The organism is Streptomyces sp. BPTC-684, assembly GCF_030028635.1.
Classification (GTDB): Bacteria; Actinomycetota; Actinomycetes; order Streptomycetales; family Streptomycetaceae; genus Streptomyces; species Streptomyces noboritoensis.
Genome location: NZ_CP124863.1, coordinates 2,594,207 through 2,611,413, shown reverse-complemented (window position 1 = coordinate 2,611,413; position 17,207 = coordinate 2,594,207). Strand labels below are relative to the sequence as shown.

The 17,207-nt window shown below is 71.8% G+C and carries 15 protein-coding genes; 7 read left to right on the top strand and 8 right to left on the bottom strand.

All coding sequences use genetic code 11. The features are described from left to right. The first annotated feature begins 211 nt into the window (after positions 1-211). Complete coding sequence (locus QIY60_RS11635; protein ID WP_283142346.1) at positions 212-2,059, top strand: bifunctional metallophosphatase/5'-nucleotidase; 1,848 nt, start codon at positions 212-214, stop codon at positions 2,057-2,059. Between the two features lie 153 nt (positions 2,060-2,212). Here QIY60_RS11635 and QIY60_RS11630 read toward each other — a convergent pair whose 3' ends face one another. From QIY60_RS11630 to QIY60_RS11620, 3 genes are all read right to left on the bottom strand, one after another. Further along, positions 2,213-3,649, bottom strand: coding sequence for a HAMP domain-containing sensor histidine kinase (locus QIY60_RS11630; RefSeq protein ID WP_283142345.1), 1,437 nt, complete (start codon positions 3,647-3,649; stop codon positions 2,213-2,215). Next, on the bottom strand, positions 3,646-4,380 hold the full coding sequence (locus tag QIY60_RS11625; protein WP_283142344.1) for a response regulator transcription factor: 735 nt from the start codon (positions 4,378-4,380) through the stop codon (positions 3,646-3,648). Before QIY60_RS11625 ends, QIY60_RS11630 begins: the two co-directional genes overlap by 4 nt. A gap of 112 nt (positions 4,381-4,492) precedes the next feature. Next, entirely contained in the window at positions 4,493-5,626 is a 1,134-nt protein-coding gene (locus QIY60_RS11620; RefSeq protein WP_283142343.1) for a trypsin-like peptidase domain-containing protein, read from the bottom strand. 658 nt (positions 5,627-6,284) lie between these two features. On the opposite strand from QIY60_RS11620, the gene QIY60_RS11615 reads away from it, so the two are divergent. Then, positions 6,285-7,151 (top strand): NUDIX hydrolase, encoded by an 867-nt coding sequence (locus tag QIY60_RS11615; RefSeq protein WP_283142342.1) that lies wholly within the window; start codon positions 6,285-6,287, stop codon positions 7,149-7,151. Between the two features lie 46 nt (positions 7,152-7,197). Beyond that, positions 7,198-8,028, top strand: a complete 831-nt coding sequence (locus QIY60_RS11610; RefSeq protein ID WP_283142341.1) for an MBL fold metallo-hydrolase — start codon at positions 7,198-7,200, stop codon at positions 8,026-8,028. Positions 8,029-8,237: 209 nt separating this feature from the next. Here QIY60_RS11610 and QIY60_RS11605 read toward each other — a convergent pair whose 3' ends face one another. Further along, positions 8,238-8,912, bottom strand: coding sequence for a Crp/Fnr family transcriptional regulator (locus QIY60_RS11605; RefSeq protein ID WP_017947815.1), 675 nt, complete (start codon positions 8,910-8,912; stop codon positions 8,238-8,240). A gap of 548 nt (positions 8,913-9,460) precedes the next feature. Between QIY60_RS11605 and nth the strand changes: the two genes are divergently transcribed. The 4 genes from nth (at position 9,461) to QIY60_RS11585 (ending at position 13,762) form a co-directional block, all read left to right on the top strand. Further along, entirely contained in the window at positions 9,461-10,273 is an 813-nt protein-coding gene (gene nth / locus QIY60_RS11600; RefSeq protein WP_349253986.1) for an endonuclease III, read from the top strand. 73 nt (positions 10,274-10,346) lie between these two features. Then, on the top strand, positions 10,347-11,144 hold the full coding sequence (locus QIY60_RS11595) for a CoA pyrophosphatase (protein WP_283142340.1): 798 nt from the start codon (positions 10,347-10,349) through the stop codon (positions 11,142-11,144). 12 nt (positions 11,145-11,156) lie between these two features. After that, a complete protein-coding gene (locus QIY60_RS11590) occupies positions 11,157-12,377 on the top strand; it encodes a MarP family serine protease (protein ID WP_283142339.1) in 1,221 nt (406 codons plus the stop codon). 44 nt (positions 12,378-12,421) lie between these two features. After that, positions 12,422-13,762 carry a 6-phospho-beta-glucosidase gene (locus QIY60_RS11585; RefSeq protein ID WP_283142338.1) on the top strand — a complete coding sequence of 447 codons (1,341 nt, stop codon included), beginning with the start codon at positions 12,422-12,424 and terminating at the stop codon, positions 13,760-13,762. 33 nt (positions 13,763-13,795) lie between these two features. On the opposite strand, the gene QIY60_RS11580 is transcribed toward QIY60_RS11585, so the two are convergent. The 4 genes from QIY60_RS11580 to nhaA form a co-directional block, all read right to left on the bottom strand. Next, on the bottom strand, positions 13,796-13,975 hold the full coding sequence (locus QIY60_RS11580; RefSeq protein ID WP_079126084.1) for a hypothetical protein: 180 nt from the start codon (positions 13,973-13,975) through the stop codon (positions 13,796-13,798). A gap of 139 nt (positions 13,976-14,114) precedes the next feature. Further along, positions 14,115-15,071 (bottom strand): alpha/beta hydrolase, encoded by a 957-nt coding sequence (locus QIY60_RS11575; protein ID WP_283142337.1) that lies wholly within the window; start codon positions 15,069-15,071, stop codon positions 14,115-14,117. Further along, positions 15,068-15,529 (bottom strand): phage holin family protein, encoded by a 462-nt coding sequence (locus QIY60_RS11570; protein ID WP_283142336.1) that lies wholly within the window; start codon positions 15,527-15,529, stop codon positions 15,068-15,070. Before QIY60_RS11570 ends, QIY60_RS11575 begins: the two co-directional genes overlap by 4 nt. 75 nt (positions 15,530-15,604) lie before the next feature. Beyond that, positions 15,605-17,023: a Na+/H+ antiporter NhaA gene (gene nhaA / locus QIY60_RS11565; protein WP_283142335.1), complete on the bottom strand. Its 1,419-nt coding sequence runs from the start codon at positions 17,021-17,023 to the stop codon at positions 15,605-15,607. Positions 17,024-17,207: the final 184 nt, after the last annotated feature.

Sequence of the window (17,207 nt, the reverse complement as noted above, 5' to 3'; positions counted from 1 at the left end):
GCGTACGGCGACCGGGGGCAAAAGCTGACGTACCGCCAAACGGCAACCATCTCGTAACCCCACCCCCCTGTCGCGCTACGCGCGTTGACTCTAGGCTTCCGCTCGCGGTGGCCTACCCACGGGTTTCGGCCACGCGGACCACGTTTCGTGACTCGCTTCACGACACGCTTGACGACTCGCTTCACGACCAGCTGAATCATTTAGGGGAGAGATGACAGCGACACCCCAGAAGCACCGCGGCGGCCGCGCGGGCCGCCGGGTCCTGGCGGCCGCCGCCGGGCTCACCACGCTCGGCGCGCTCATCGCCGCGATGCCCGCGGCCGACGCCCACGACAAGGGCCACGGCCACGGGCACCCGAAGCCCTCGCGGACGGTGGACGTCCAGCTCCTCTCCTTCAACGACCTGCACGGCAATCTGGAGCCGCCGGCCGGCTCGGCCGGGGCCGTGAACGAGAAGCAGGCCGACGGGACCGTGAAGTCCATACCGGCCGGCGGCGTCGAGTACCTGGCGTCCTCGCTGCGCACCGCGCGCAAGGGCCACCCGTACTCGATCACCGCCGCCGGCGGCGACATGATCGGCGCCAGCCCGCTGCTTTCCGGCCTCTTCCACGACGAGCCGACCATCGAGGCGCTCAACAAGATCGACCTCGATGTGACGGCCGTGGGCAACCACGAGTTCGACGAGGGCGCGGTCGAGCTGGCCCGGATGCAGAACGGCGGCTGCCACCCGGTCGAGGGCTGCTACGAGAAGGGCAAGAAGTTCCCGGGCGCCGACTTCCCGTATCTCGCGGCCAACGTGACCAGCGAGAAGACCGGCAAGCCGATCCTCAAGCCGTACACGGTCTGGAAGAAGAACGGCGTCAAGATCGGCTTCATCGGCGTGACCCTGGAGGGCACCCCGAACGTCGTGACCGCCTCCGGCGTCAAGGGCCTGAAGTTCCGCGACGAGATCGAGACGATCAACAAGTACGCCAAGGAGCTCGACCGGCAGGGCGTGAAGTCCATCGTCGCCCTGATCCACGAGGGCGGGATGCCGGCGACCAACGCGTACAACTACGACTGCGACTCCGCCGGTCCCGGCAGCGGTCTGTCCGGCCCGATCGTCGACATCGCCAAGGGCATCACGCCCAAGGTGGACGCGCTGGTCACCGGCCACACCCACCAGGCCTACGCCTGCACCATCCCGGACCCGGCGGGCAACCCGCGCATGGTCACCTCGGCGGCCTCCTACGGCAAGCTCTTCACCGAGACCACGCTCACCTACGACAAGCGGACCAAGGACATCGTCCGGACCGCCGTGAAGTCGCCGAAGTCGGTGAACCGCATCGTCCGCCGCGACCAGGCCAAGGCGCAGGACATCACCGACCTGATCGCCCGCTGGAACAAGCTGGCCGCGCCGATCGCGGGCCGCCCGCAGGGCTACGTCTCCGCCGACATCAACGGCCGCGGCTCCGAGGCGCCCGAGAAGCCGCTCGGCGACCTGATCGCGGACGCGCAGCTCGCCGGGCTCTCCCCGGCCGACAAGGGCGGCGCCCAGCTCGCCTTCATGAACCCGGGCGGTATCCGCTCCGACCTCGTCCACAAGGCGAGCGGCAGCGAGGGCGACGGGGTCGTCACCTACGGGGAGGCGTTCACCGTCCAGCCGTTCACCAACATGATGAACGTCGTCGACCTGACCGGCGCCCAGATCATCCAGGGCCTCCAGCAGCAGGTCAGCGGCGGCAACACGGCCTCCCCGAAGATCCTCCAGGTCTCCAAGGGCTTCACCTACACCCTCGACATGACCAAGACGGGCGCGGACCGCGTCCTCGTCGACACGGTCAAGCTGAACGGTGCCGCCCTCGACCCGGCGAAGACCTACCGCGTCGCCATGAACGAGTTCCTCGCGGGCGGCGGCGACGGCTTCGCGGCGCTCGGCCAGGGCAAGAACAAGCTGGTCGGCGCCTCCGACCTGGACGTCTTCGACGCCTACCTGTCCGCGAACTCGTCGGCGTCCGCCCCGCTCGCGCCGCCGACCGGCGGCCGGATCACGGTCGTGGGGAAGGTGACGGGCGAGTAATCCCGTCTTATACGTAGGTGGGGCGCCGGAGCGTTTCCGGCGCCCCACTTCGCCTTTAGGGGCGCGGGGCTGTGACATTTGCGGCTCCGCCGCGTGGGCGCGACCAGCCCCAGACGGCCCGCAGCCGAGAGACAAGCGCATCCAGCGGCGCGCTCACGCGTCCGGGGTGTCCGGCGGCGGGGTAGGGGCGCCCGGCAGGCGAATCGTGGCTACCGTGCCGTTGCCGTCCCCCGCCGCACCGAGCGTAATCGTGCCGCCCGCGCGCTGAACCGTACGGGCCACGATGGACAGACCGAGCCCCGAGCCCGGCAGCGAGCGAGCCGAGGGCGAGCGCCAGAACCGCTCGAAGACGTGCGGCAGTTCGTCGGCGGGGATGCCGGGGCCCTGGTCGCGCACGGTCAGCGTGCCCCGGTCGAGGGTGACCTCGACGGTGCCGTACGGCGGGCTGAACTTCACCGCGTTGTCCAGCACGTTGACGATCGCCCGCTCCAGGGAGGCCGCCTCGGCCCGTACGTACCAGGGGGCCAGCTCCGCCCTGATCTCCAGCTCGGGCCCGCGCAGCCGGGCGCGGTCGAGCGCGGCCCTGGCGATGTCGTGGAAGGCGACCACCTCAAGGGGCCCCTCGCGGACCGCGTCCGGCCGGGACAGCTCCTGCAAGTCGCCGATCAGCGCGGCGAGTTCGGTCATCTGGGCCTTGACCGACGCCATCAGCGCCTTGCGGTCGGCGGGCGGGATGGCCCGCCCGGTCTCCTCGCTCCTGGCCAGCAGCTCGATGTTCGTACGGAGCGAGGTGAGCGGGGTGCGCAGCTCGTGCCCCGCGTCCGCGATCAGCTGCGACTGCCGGTCGCGTGAGGAGGCGAGGGCGGCGGTCATCGCGTTGAAGGACCGGGACAGCCGGGCGATCTCGTCCTCGCCCTCGACCGGGATGCGGACGGTGAGGTCCTCGGTGCGGGCCACGTGCTCGACCGTGCCGGTCAGCTCGTCCACGGGACGCAGCCCCGTACGCGCGACCCAGAGTCCGGCGGCGCCCGCCCCGATGACTCCGATGCCGGAGACGATCAGCAGGACGATCGCCAGCTTGTTGAGCGGCGTCGTCACGTCGGACATCGGCACCGCGATGGAGACGGCGGCCCGGCTCTGTTGGCCGGGGCCGGTGATGCGGGCGGCCTTGGTGTAGACGCGGCGCTCGACCCCGGCGCTGTCCGTCGTGGTGTGCAGGACGTCGGGGCGCAGCCCGCTCGCGACCTCCACGTCCGAGCGCTCCACCCGGAGGTCGGCGGACCGGAGGTTGACGCACACCCTGCCGTCCGGGAAGACCACCTGGGTCAGCGGGGTGTTGCCCGGCAGTCGGATCGGCTCGGGGTTGGGGCTCTGGCAGGTCCGGATCAGGACGTTGGCGTACTCCTCGCTGGCCGAGCTCGCCGCCTGGTTGCGCAGCCGGTTGTCGAGCTGGCTGGTGAGCACCCCCTGGGTGATGAACCAGCACGCGGCGGCCACCGCGGCCACGGCCACCGTCACGGCCGTCGCGACCAGCAGCGCGAGCCGGGACCTGAGCGGCAGTTCACGGAACCACCGCAGCGCTCTTCTCACTCCGCGCCGCCCGAACGCAGGGCGTACCCCACCCCCCGCACCGTGTGCACCACGCGCGGCTCGCCGCCCGCCTCGGTCTTGCGGCGCAGATACATGACGTACACGTCGAGGGAGTTGGACGACGGCTCGAAGTCGAAGCCCCAGACCGCCTTGAGGATCTGCTCGCGGGTCAGCACCTGCCGGGGGTGGGCCAGGAACATCTCCAGGAGCGTGAACTCCGTACGCGTCAGCTCCACCACCCGCTCGCCCCGCGTCACCTCACGGGTCGCCAGGTCCATCCGCAGATCACCGAAAGTGAGGACGTTCTCGTCGGGCTGCTCGCCGCCCGCCGTCGCGGCGTACGAGCTGCGGCGCAGCAGCGCGCGGATCCGGGCGAACAGCTCGTCCAGCTCGAACGGCTTGACCAGGTAGTCGTCCGCGCCCGCGTCGAGCCCGGTGACGCGGTCACCGACCGTGTCGCGCGCGGTGAGCATCAGTACGGGGGTGGTGGACCCGGCGCCGCGCAGCCGCCGGGCGGCGGTGAGCCCGTCCATCCGGGGCATCTGGATGTCGAGGACGATCAGATCCGGCCGGTACGCCTCCGCCTTGGCCAGCGCGTCCAGACCGTCGACGGCGACCTCCGTCCCGTACCCCTCGAAGGCGAGGCTGCGCTGGAGCGCCTCCCGCACGGCGGGCTCGTCGTCGACGATCAGGATGCGCTGGATGTCGTCCTCGGCGGGTGCGGGGCTCATCGGTCTCGGGTCTTCCTCGGGGTGTGGTCCGGCGGTGGTTCGGCGTGGTTCGGCGTGGTCCGGGTCGGGTGCTGTCCAGCGTCGCATGCCGCGCCTGTGCCTGCCGTGAGGATCAGCTGTTGCTGCTGTTGCCGCCGTCGTTGCTGCCGCTGCCGGAGCGCAGGGAGGCGAGGTCGGCCTTGACGGTGTTGACCGGGATGGCGAACCCGAGCCCGACGCTGCCCGCCGAGGAGGAGGACTGGCTCGCGGAACTGGGGCTGTACATCGCGGAGTTGATGCCGATGATGTTGCCGTTCATGTCGATCAGCGCGCCGCCGGAGTTGCCCGGGTTGAGCGAGGCATCCGTCTGGATGGCCTTGTACGTGGTCTTCGACGAGCCGGTGTCGCCGTTGAACTGCTGCCCGCCGAACTCGAACGGCCAGCCGCCGCGCCCGCCGCCCTGCTGCCCCTGCCCCTGGCCTTGTCCCTGGCCCTGCTCCTTCGCGACGGTGACGTCGCGGTTGAGGGCGGAGACGATGCCGCTGGTGACGGTGCCGGTCAGGCCCTCGGGGGAGCCGATGGCGACGACCTGGTCGCCGACCTTGAGGTTGTCGGAGTTGCCGAGACTCGCGGGCTTGAGCCCGCCGGCGCCCTGCACCTTGATGAGCGCGAGGTCCTTGTCGGGGTCGGTGCCGACGACGCTCGCGGTGTACGTCTTGCCGTCGCTCATCCGGACCTTGACCTGGTCGGCCCCGGCGATCACGTGGTTGTTCGTGACGATCTCACCGCCTGAGGTGATGATCACCCCGGACCCGGTGGACTCGCCGGAGGCGGAGGTCGCGCTGATCTCCACGATGCTGGGCGAGACGGCCTGGGCCACGCCCGCGACGGTCCCGTTGGTGTTCTTGGCGGCGTTCGTCCCCACGATGCCGGGCGCGCTGGCGCTGGTGTCGCCCCCGGCCCACCGCTCCACGAGCGTGGCGGTCCCGCCGCCCACGGCCGCGGCGGCGAGCGCGACGGCGGCGAGGAGGCCGACGGAACGGCGGGCGCGGCGGTGGGAGGTGGGTGCGGGGGTGCCGGGTGCGCCGGTGTACCCAGGGTCACCGGGGATGCCCCCGTCGGCCCCGTTGCCGTTCGACGGCCAGATGGTGGTCCCGGGCCCGGCGTGCACGGGACGGCTCGGCTCGTACGGGGGCGGCGGGGGGTAGGCCCCGGACGCCTGCGGATACGGCTGCGGCTGCTTCGGCTGCTCCTCGGGGAAGGTCATGTGCATTACCTTCGCGGCGCTGGATGAGAGCCGTCTGAGTACGGGGTGAGAAGCCCGGCAGAAGGGTGTTTGCCCGAAATAAAGGTGCGCGGTGTGGCCCGGGCGGATGGGCCCCCACCCCGCCCCTTCCCTAAACCCTCCGGGGGTGTCCGGGGGTGGGGGAGGGGGAGGGTGGAGGGAGGTGGGTTTCCCCGGGGGCTCCGCCCCCTGCACCCCGGGCCGGGTCTGGCGTCCCTGTACCCCCTGGCGGGCCTGCGGCCCTGCACCCCCAGCGGGGCTGCGCCCCTCTGCATCTCCTCGCGGGGCCTGCGGCCCCTGTGCCCCGGGCCCCGTTCGTCTGCGGGTTGTCTGTGGCTGGTCGCGCAGTTCCCCGCGCCCCTAAAAAGCGGATGCCGCGCAGCGGCATTTAAGGGGCGCGGGGAACTGCGCGAGCAACCCAGCACGGTCCGCAGACAAACACCGGCCCAAGAAGGGGCGCGGGGAACTGCGCGACCAGCCCCCACCGGCCCGCAGACGAACCGGGGGTCCGGGGCGAAGCCCCGGGAAGGGGACGGTCGGCCGGTGCCGGGGAAGGGGGCTGGGGCGCAGCCACAGAGAGAGGGCGCGGCGCGAAGTGGGTGGTCTCGAACACGCGCGCGTCAGGGGATAGCCTCCGGCCATGCCCAATGGTCAGTGGTACCCGCCGGAATGGCCCGACCGCATCCGCGCCCTAGCCCACGGCGAACTCACCCCCGTGCAGCCCCGGCGCGCCGCCACCGTCATGTTGCTGCGCGGCGGGCCGCTCGCCGTGCACATGCTGCGCCGCCGCACCTCCATGGCCTTCGCCGGCGGTGCTTACGCCTACCCCGGCGGCGGCGTCGACCCCCGGGACGACGCCCGTCGGATCGGGTGGGCCGGGCCCACCCGGGAGACCTGGGCGGCCCGCCTGGGCGTGGGCGCGGACGACGCCCAGGCCATCGTCTGCGCGGCCGTCCGCGAGACGTACGAGGAGGCCGGAGTCCTCCTCGCCGGGCCCGACGCCGACAGCGTCGTGGGCGACACCACCGGCGACGACTGGGAGGCCGACCGCCAGGCCCTGGTCGCCCGCGACCTCTCCTTCGCCGAGTTCCTCGACCGCCGGGGCCTGGTCCTGCGCTCGGACCTGCTCGGCGCGTGGGCCCGCTGGATCACCCCCGAGTTCGAGCCCAAGCGGTACGACACCTGGTTCTTCGTCGCCGCGCTCCCCGAGGGCCAGCGCACCCGCAACGCCTCCACCGAGGCCGACCGGACGGTGTGGATCCGGCCCGCCGAGGCCACGGCCGGGTACGACGCGGGCGAGCTGCTCATGATGCCCCCGACCGTCTCGACCCTGCGCGCCCTCCTCCCGTACGCCACCCCCGCGGACGCCCTCGCCGCCTCGGCGGCCCACGACCTCACCCCCGTACTGGCGAAGGCGAGCCTCGGCGACGACGGTGAGATCGTGCTGAGCTGGCCCGGGCACGACGAGTTCACCAAGCGCGTCCGCACCGCCGGAGGCACTTCGTGACTCCTCCCGCCACCACGCCCCCGTTCCCCATGGAAGGTGCCCCCGCGTGACCGAAGCCGCGGCCCTCCCCGGCCAGCCCCGCGGCGGGGTGCTGTCCGGCCCCGCCACGACCCGTACCGTCAACGTCCTCGCGCCCAACCCCTCCGCGATGACCCTCGACGGCACCAACACCTGGATCGTCGCCGAGCCCGACTCCGACCTCGCCGTCGTCATCGACCCCGGACCGCTCGACGACGCCCACCTGCGGAACGTGGTCGCCACCACCGAGCGGATGGGCAAGCGGGTCGCCCTCACCCTGCTCACCCACGGCCACCCCGACCACGCCGAGGGCGCGGCCCGCTTCGCGGAGCTGACGCGTACGCACGTACGCGCGCTGGACCCGGCGTTGCGCCTCGGGGACGAGGGGCTCGGCGCCGGTGACGTGATCACCACCGGCGGCCTGGAGATGTGGGTGGTGCCCACCCCCGGCCACACCGCCGACTCCCTCTGCTTCCATCTCCCCGCCGACCGGGCCGTGCTGACGGGGGACACGGTCCTCGGGCGCGGCACCACCGTCGTGGCGCACCCCGACGGCCGCCTCGGTGACTACCTCGACTCACTGCGGCGGCTGCGCTCGCTCACGGTCGACGACGGCGTCCACACCGTGCTGCCCGGGCACGGCCCGGTCCTCGACGACGCGCAGGGTGCCATCGAGTTCTACCTCGCCCACCGCGCCCACCGGCTGGCCCAGGTGGAGACGGCGGTGGAGAACGGCTTCACCACGGCGGCGGACGTGGTGGGCCGCGTCTACGCGGACGTCGACCGCTCGCTGTGGCCGGCGGCCGAGCTCTCCGTACGAGCGCAGTTGGAGTATCTGAGCGAGCACGGGTTGATCTGACCGCTTGGGCCGATCACTCGACCTTGAGCCGATCACTCGACCCGGCCGCGTCGCCCGCTCGTAACTCGCCTTTTTCCACGGTGCACTTGTCAAGGAGCCGCGTGGTGTCTGCCACGTATCCACAGACTAGGACCGACCACTGACAACGGGGCCCGCCTCCCGAGGGAGGCGGGCCCCGTCACGTACGAACGCGCAGGTGAACGGCCGTATCAGCGCGAGCGCTTGGCGAGCCGCTCGACGTCGAGCAGGATCACCGCACGGGCTTCGAGGCGCAGCCAGCCGCGCTGCGCGAAGTCGGCGAGGGCCTTGTTCACCGTCTCGCGGGAGGCGCCGACCAGCTGGGCCAGCTCTTCCTGCGTCAGGTCGTGCACGACGTGGATGCCCTCCTCCGACTGCACGCCGAAGCGGCGCGACAGGTCGAGGAGCGCGCGGGCGACGCGGCCCGGGACGTCGGAGAAGACCAGGTCGGACATCTGGTCGTTGGTCTTGCGCAGTCGGCGGGCGACGGCGCGCAGCAGGGCGGTGGCCACCTCGGGCCGGGCGTTCAGCCAGGGCTGGAGGTCGCCGTGGCCCAGGCCCAGCAGCTTGACCTCGGTGAGCGCGGTCGCGGTGGCGGTGCGCGGGCCCGGGTCGAAGAGGGACAGCTCGCCGATGAGCTCGCCGGGGCCGAGGACCGCCAGCATGTTCTCGCGGCCGTCGGGGGAAGTGCGGTGGAGCTTGACCTTGCCCTCGGTGACCACGTAGAGGCGGTCGCCGGGGTCGCCCTCGTGGAAGAGGGCGTCGCCGCGGGCGAGCGTCACCTCACTCATCGAGGCGCGGAGCTCCGCGGCCTGCTCATCATCGAGCGCCGCGAAGAGCGGGGCGCGCCGCAGAACGTCGTCCACGAGTTCTCTCCTTGTCGACCGGTACAGGGGACCGTGCTGCCCATTTTGCCGGACGGGGTAAACAGTGCGATCAATCACACGGGTAATCACAAGGATGACGCACCGGAGCGCCGGACTGTGCGGCAGGGGGCCGTTTGGGGTGGTGATTCGCTGTGGCCGGAGCGGATGTCAGTGCGTGGCTTTAGGCTGGCCGGGTGTCCAATTCGCCGGTGAGAGCGCAGGCCAGGGGGGCCACAAGAGTGTCGGCAGGCAGTGATTCCGCTGTGGGCGAACAGCCCGCGAGTAAACCGAAAAAAGCCGCGAAAGAATCAAAATCGGCCAATCGGGCCGCGTCGGCGCCCGCGCCCGCTCCGGGCGCGTCGGCCACCCCGGGCGCGCCCGCGAAGGGCCCGGCCAGGGGGACCGCGGCCAAGGAAGCCGCGCCCGAGAAGGCGGTGAAGAAGACCGTGGCCAAGAAGGCAGCGGCCAAGAAGGCCGTGAAGGCCGCCGTGCCTGCGAAGGCGGCAGCCAAGAAGGCCCCGGCAAAGCCCGTGAAGGCCGAGAAGGCTGTGAAGACCGCCAAGGCCGCGAAGACCGCCCCCGCCCGGGCCGCCAAACCCGAGTCCCACCTCTCCATGGTCCGGCGCGCCCGCCGGATCAACCGCGAGCTGGCGGACGTGTATCCGTACGCCCACCCGGAGCTCGACTTCCGCAACCCCTTCGAGCTCCTGGTCGCGACCGTCCTGTCCGCCCAGACGACGGACCTGCGGGTCAACCAGACCACGCCCGCGCTGTTCGCCGCGTATCCGACCCCCGAGGACCTGGCCGAGGCCGACCCGGAGGCGGTCGAGCAGCTGATCCGGCCGACCGGGTTCTTCCGCGCCAAGACCAAGTCGATCATGGGGCTCGCCGCCGCCCTCCGCGACGACTTCGGAGGCAATGTCCCGGGCCGCCTCGACGACCTGGTGAAGCTCCCCGGAGTCGGCCGCAAGACGGCGAACGTGGTGCTCGGCAACGCCTTCGGCGTCCCCGGCATCACCGTCGACACGCACTTCGGGCGCCTGGTCCGCCGCTGGAAATGGACGGACGAGGAGGACCCGGTCAAGGTCGAGGCCGTCGTCGCCGAGATCTTCCCGAAGAGCGAGTGGACGATGCTCTCGCACCGCGTCGTCTTCCACGGCCGCCGCATCTGCCACTCCCGCAAGCCCGCCTGCGGCGCCTGCCCCATCGCCCCGCTCTGCCCGGCGTACGGAGAGGGCGAGACGGACCCGGAGAAGGCGAAGAAGCTCCTGAAGTACGAGAAGGGCGGCTTCCCGGGCCAGCGGCTCTCCCCGCCCCCGGACTACCCGGGGCTCCCGGCCCCGCCGCTGGGGGCCGGATGACGGATCGCGGATGACCGGACGGAACGAACGCGACCGTCCCGGACGTTGTGACCGGTGGACGACGGGGGTGCCTATGACGCACGCGAGTGACACCAGCAAGACGAGTGACACCAGCAGGACGTACGAGAGGTACGAGAGCGGTGCGGGCGGCGCGGCCGTGCCCGACGGCCACCGGGGCCAGGGCGGCGGCCCCCAGGGCCTCCACGGCCCCGCCGTGAGCCGTGACGGCCTGCCCGCGTGGCTCGACCCCGTCGCGCGCGCGGCCGACCGGATCGAGCCGCTCCAGCTCAGCCGGTTCCTGCCGCCCGAGAGCGGCGCCGGGCGCCAGTCCGCCGTGCTGATCCTCTTCGGTGACGGCCCGGCCGGGCCCGAGCTGCTGCTGATGGAGCGCGCCAGCCAGCTGCGCTCGCACGGCGGCCAGCCCTCCTTCCCGGGCGGCGCCCTCGACCCCGAGGACGGCGACCCGCAGACCACCGGCCCGCTGCGCGCCGCCCTGCGCGAGGCCGAGGAGGAGACCGGCCTCGACCCCGAAGGGGTACAGATCTTCGGCGTGCTGCCCCGGCTGTACATCCCGGTGAGCGGTTTCGTGGTGACCCCCGTCCTGGGCTGGTGGCGCGAGCCGACGGCCGTGCGGGCGGTGGACGCGGCGGAGACCGCCCGGGTCTTCACCGTCCCCGTGGCGGATCTCACGGACCCGGCCAACCGGGCCACCGCGGTCCATCCGCGGGGCCACGCAGGCCCGGCCTTTCTGGTCGAATCCGCCCTCGTGTGGGGCTTCACGGCCGGTGTGATCGACCGGTTGCTGCACTTCGCGGGCTGGGAGCGCCCCTGGGATCGCACCAGGCGGGTCCCGCTCGACTGGCACGCGTGACAGGGTGGGCCCGTGAACGTGCTGGACATCCTGTTGCTGGTCGCCGCCGTGTGGTTCGCGATCGTCGGCTACCGCCAGGGCTTCGTCGTCGGCATCCTGTCGGTGATCGGCTTCCTCGGCGGCGGTCTCATCGCCGTGTATCTGCTCCCGGTCATCTGGGACCAGCTGACCGACAAGCGTGACGTGTCGACCACCGCCGCGATCATCGCGGTCGTGGTCGTGATCGTCTGCGCCTCCGTGGGCCAGGCCTTCACCACACACCTGGGCAACAAACTGCGCCAGCACATCACCTGGTCGCCCGCGCGCGCCCTGGACGCCACGGGCGGCGCGCTGGTCAACGTCGTGGCGATGCTCCTGGTCGCCTGGCTGATCGGCACCGCGCTCTCCCCGCTGGCCGACCCCCAGTCGTCGAGCAGGGGCAACGCGCTGGGACGGGCGGTCAACGACTCCCAGATCCTGCACGGCGTCGACAAGGCGATGCCCAAGCAGGCGTACACCTGGTTCTCGGACTTCTCCTCCATGCTGGCGCAGAACGGGCTGCCGCAGGTCTTCGCCCCGTTCACCAACGAGTCGATCACCAAGGTCCCGCCGCCCGACCAGGCGCTGGCGACCAGCCCCGTGGCGGCCCAGGCCAAGCGCTCGATCGTCAAGGTCACCGGCACCGCGCCGAGCTGCGGCAAGCGCCTGGAGGGCACCGGCTTCGTCTTCGCCGAGCGCCGCGTGATGACCAACGCCCACGTAGTGGGCGGCGTGGAGGACCCGAAGATCCAGATAGGCGGTCAGGGGCGGACGTACGACGCGACGGTGGTGCTCTACGACTGGCGCCGCGACATCGCGGTCCTGGACGTGCCCGACCTGAAGGCCCCGGTGCTGCGCTTCTCCTCCCAGGAGGCGCACAGCGGCAGCGGCGCGATCGTCGCGGGCTTCCCCGAGGACCAGCCGTACGACGTGCGCGCCGCGCGCGTCCGCGGCCGGATCACCCCGCCGGGCCCGGACATCTACCACCGCGGCACGGTCACCCGCGAGGTCTACTCGCTGTTCACCACGGTCCGCCCGGGCAACTCCGGCGGCCCCCTCCTCACCCCCGACGGCAAGGTCTACGGAGTGGTCTTCGCCAAGTCCCTCGACGACCCGAACACCGGATACGCGCTGACGGCCGACGAGATCCGCGAGGACATCCAACTGGGCCGCACCGCCAACCAGCAGGTCGACAGCCAGCAGTGCGCCCTGTGACCGGAACCCCGCCCCGCTGACCCCCGACTCCCCGAGAGGCCGGAATGCGACTGACGATCCTCGGCGGCGGCGGTTTCCGCGTGCCGCTCGTGTACGGCGCCCTGCTGCGCGACCGCGCGCCCGGCCGGGTCACCGAGGTCACGCTGTACGACGTGGACGCGGCACGGCTCGCGGCCATCGCCAAGGTCCTCGCCGACCAGGCCCGCGACAGCGCGGACGCGCCCGTCGTACGGGCCACCACGGACCTCGACGAGGCCCTGCGCGGCGCCGACTTCGTCTTCTCCGCGATCCGCGTCGGGGGCCTGGCGGGCCGGGCGGCCGACGAGCGGATCGCGCTCGCCGAGGGCGTCCTGGGCCAGGAGACGGTCGGCGCGGGCGGCGTCGCGTACGGACTGCGGACCGTGCCCGTGGCCGACGCGATCGCCCGCCGGATCAAGGCGGTCGCCCCCGGTGCCTGGGTCATCAACTTCACCAACCCGGCCGGTCTCGTCACCGAGGCCATGGCCCGCCACCTGGGCGAACGGGTGATCGGCATCTGCGATTCGCCGGTCGGTCTGGCCCGCCGCGTGGCCCGTACGGTCGGCGCCGACCCCGACGCCGTACGGCTGGACTACGCGGGTCTGAACCACCTGGGCTGGCTGCACGGCCTCTACGAGGGCGAGGAGAACGTGCTGCCGCGCCTGTTCGCGGACGACGCGCTGCTGACCTCCTTCGAGGAGGGCAAGCTCTTCGGCGCCGACTGGCTGCGCTCGCTCGGCTCGGTGCCCAACGAGTATCTGCACTACTACTACTTCAACCGCGAGGCCGTGGCCGCGTACCGGCAGGCGGAACTCACGCGCGGCGCCTTCCTCCTGGACCAGCAGGCGCGCTTCTACGCGACCGTGGCGGACGGCGAGCAGGCGTGGGACGCCTGGGACCGCACCCGCGCCGAGCGCGAGGCCACGTACATGTCCGAGAACCGGGAGGTCTCGGGCGCGGGCGAGCGCGCCGCCGACGACCTGGAGTCGGGCGGGTACGAGAACGTCGCCCTGGCGCTGATGCGGGCCATCGCGCGCGACGAACCGGCGACGCTCATCCTCAACGTGCGCAACGGCGCCTCACTGCACGCCCTCGACGCCGAGGCGGTCGTCGAGATCCCGTGCCACGTCGACGCGTCAGGCCCGCGCCCGCTGCCCGTGACCCAGCTGACCGGCCACGAGGCGGGCCTGGTCAGCGCGGTGAAGGCGGTCGAGCGGTGTGTCCTGGAGGCCGCCGAGGCCGGCTCGGTGCGGGCGGCGGTGAAGGCCTTCGCCCTGCACCCGCTGGTCGACTCCGTCCAGGTCGCCCGAAGGCTCCTGGACGGCTACCGGGACGCCCACTCGGGCCTCGCGTATCTGCGCCCGTAATCGCGTACGTACGCCGTCCATGCGCGGCCCGTACTACGTACGCGAATGGCGCAGCCGTGCCGAGACCCAGCGGGCCCGGCGGCGGAGGATACGCGGAATACCGAGTTGGGGATCATGGCCCTGACCTTGCGGGCCGCCCCTCTCGTGCGAAATCGGCGCGGTGGCCGAGCGGCGGTTGCGTGCTGCGTCACCGTAGTCGTGCGTCCAGCCCATACCCCGACGTCTGCCCGTGCCCCAAGGTCGGTAACCGCGTCTCGGGCGGCCAATTGGCCTATGCGCCGGGCATTTGGCTGTTCGTCAGACAAGCGTTCCCGTCCGCTTGCCGGACGGGGTCGTAGGACCACCGGCCGAACTACCGGTCGGGCTCGGGATCCTTCAGCCAGTTCACCAGCTCCGCCGAGAACGCGGCCGGGTCCTCCTCGTGGGGGAAGTGGCCCAGACCGTCGAACAGCCGCCAGCGGTAGGGCGCTTCGACGTACTCGCCGGAGCCCGCAGCACTGCGGGTGCGCATCACCGGGTCGAGCGACCCGTGCAGATGCAGTGTCGGTACCCGTACCGGCCGCTTCATACGGCGGTTGAACTGGATGCCGTCGGGCCGGGCCATCGACCGCACCATCCAGCGGTACGGCTCGATCGAGCAGTGCGCGGTCGACGGGATGGTCATCGCCCGCCGGTAGACCTCCACGGCCTCGTCCTCCGGCGCCGCCGGACCCGACCACTCCCGCACCAGCCGCCCCACCAGCGCCGCGTCGTCCGCGACGAGCTGACGCTCCGGCAGCCACGGCCGCTGGAAGCCCCAGATGTAGGAACCGGCCCGCGACTGCGAGGGGTCGGAGAGCATCGCGGAGCGCCAGCGCCGGGGATGCGGCATCGACGACACGACGAGTCGGCGTACCAGCTTGGGCCGCATCACGGCCGCCGTCCACGCCAGATAGCCGCCCAGATCATGGCCGACCAGCGCCGCGTCGGGCTCGCCCAGTGACCGTACGACCCCGGTGATGTCCAGCGCGAGGTTGGCCGGATCGTAGCCCCGGGGCGTGCGGTCGCTGCCGCCGACGCCCCGCAGGTCCATCGCGACCGCCCGGAAACCGGCGTCGGCGAGCGCGGTCAGCTGGTGCCGCCACGTCCACCAGAACTGGGGAAAGCCGTGGAGCAGCAACACCAGCGGACCGTCACCCAGCTCCGCGATGTGGAAGCGCGCACCATTGGCCGCTACGTCCCTGTGTGTCCAGGGACCATCGATGCGGACAGGGCTGCCATTGCCGCCAGGGCTGCCCGTGGCGCCGGTACCGGTATCAGGTGCGGTCATGCAGACGAGCGTGCCACAGCCGGGGCCTGGTCCGTGACCGGGCGGGGATGCGGCTTGACGCCCCCGAGCACGGCGGCGGTCTGCTTGGCCGAGGCGATGGACTTCTCCGGCGGCTTGACCTTCTTGAACTTGGCCACGGCCAGCAGCCCGAGCAGGGCCGCGAGCAGCAGGAACGCGCCGCCCACGATCAGGAACGACCAGGCCAGGCCCAGCCCCAGGTTGTGGATCCCGTACGCCGCCGCGAAGCTCAGCACCGGCAGCGAGAACAGGACGAGCACGCCCGCGGTACCGATGGCGAGGCCACCGATCGCGCCGCGCTTGACGTCCTGGCGCAGCTCCGCCTTGGCGAGCGCGATCTCGTCGTGCACCAGCGCGGACATCTCGGCGGTCGCCGAGGCGACCAGCTGGCCGAGGCTGCGGTCGGCGCCGCCGGCGGCGGTGTTGCTGGGGTCGCTCATTCGCTGACTCCCTCTTCTCTTCTCCGGTCCCGTCATCTCCCGGCCCAGATGTCCTTCTCCGGCCCAGATGTCAGATCATGCCGGACGGCCGCCCTCGTCGCTCCCCGCCCCCGCCAGTTGCGCGAGGCGGCGGTGCTCGGCGGCCTTCTCGTCGTAGATGGCGGCCATCCGCAGGTGGTAGGCCGGATTGTGCTGTTCGTACACATCCGGGATGCCGTCGTGGTCCTCGTCGCGCTCCTCCTCCTCGACGAGCGCCTGGTACCGGCGTACGCGCAGCTTCAGCAGGACGGTCGCGCACACGGCTGCGATCAGCGAGCCCATGAGCACGGCGGCCTTGATCTCGTCCGCCAGCGCGCCCTCGCCGTCGAAGGCCAGCTCGCCGATGAGCAGCGAGACGGTGAAGCCGATCCCGGCGAGCGTGGCGACGGCGAAGACGTCCGGCCAGGCCAGGTCGTCGTTGAGCTCCGCCCGGGTGAACCGGGCCGCGCACCAGGTGCCGCCGAAGATGCCGACCGCCTTGCCGACCACCAGGCCGAGGACCACACCGAGCGTCTCGGGCTGGGTGAAGACGTCCGCGAGCGCCCCGCCGCTGACGCCGACACCGGCCGACATCAGCGCGAAGAGCGGCACGGCGAGCCCGGCGGAGAGCGGCCGCACCAGGTGCTCGATGTGCTCGCCGGGGGAGTGCTCCTCGCCCTCCTGGCGGGTGCAGCGCAGCATCAGGCCCATGGCGACGCCCGCGATGGTGGCGTGGACGCCGCTGTTGTACATCAGCCCCCAGATGACCAGCGCGAGCGGTACGTACACGTACCAGCCGCGCACGCCCTTGCGCAGCAGCAGCCAGAAGACCGCGAGGCCGACGACGGAGCCGCCGAGGGCGGCGAAGTCGATCTCCTTGGTGAAGAAGACGGCGATGATCAGAATGGCGAAGAGATCGTCGACGACGGCGAGCGTCAGCAGGAACGCGCGCAGGGCGGACGGCAGCGAGGTCCCGATGACCGCGAGCACGGCAAGGGCGAAGGCGATGTCGGTGGCCGTCGGCACGGCCCATCCGTCCATCGCGCCGCCGCCGACGGTGTTGACCAGCGCGTATACGAGCGCGGGCACGGCCATTCCGCAGATCGCGGCGATCACCGGCAGCGCGGCGGCCTTGGGGTCGCGCAGCTCACCGGCCACGAGCTCGCGCTTGAGCTCGATCCCGGCGACGAAGAAGAAGATCGCGAGGAGCCCGTCGGCGGCCCAGTGCTGGAGCGAGAGATCGAGCCCGAGGGCCTTGATGCCGACGTGGAACCCGCGTACGTCGGCGTAGCTGCCGCCAAGAGTGTTGGCCCAGATCAACGCCACGATCGCGGCCACGAGCAGCAGCACACCGCCGACGGTCTCGGCACGCAGCGCATCCGCGACGAAGTTCCGCTCGGGCAGGGAGAGCCGCCCGAGGAACTTCCGGTTGCTGCTGCTCTTGCTGCTGTCCTTGGGGGTTACGGGCGCGGCCACGGGGGACGACCTCCGGTCGGTTCGGCGGGCATGACAAAGCACGTTGCCGACCAGACTTCCCGGCGCACCTGGGTCCCTCTTGTCGCGCCATTGACGCGACTGAAGCGATCCTTACTTTACCTAAGTCTTTACCCGGGTGCGGTGGGATGATTCCGGTGATCGTCACTTTATGCGCAAGTGGGGC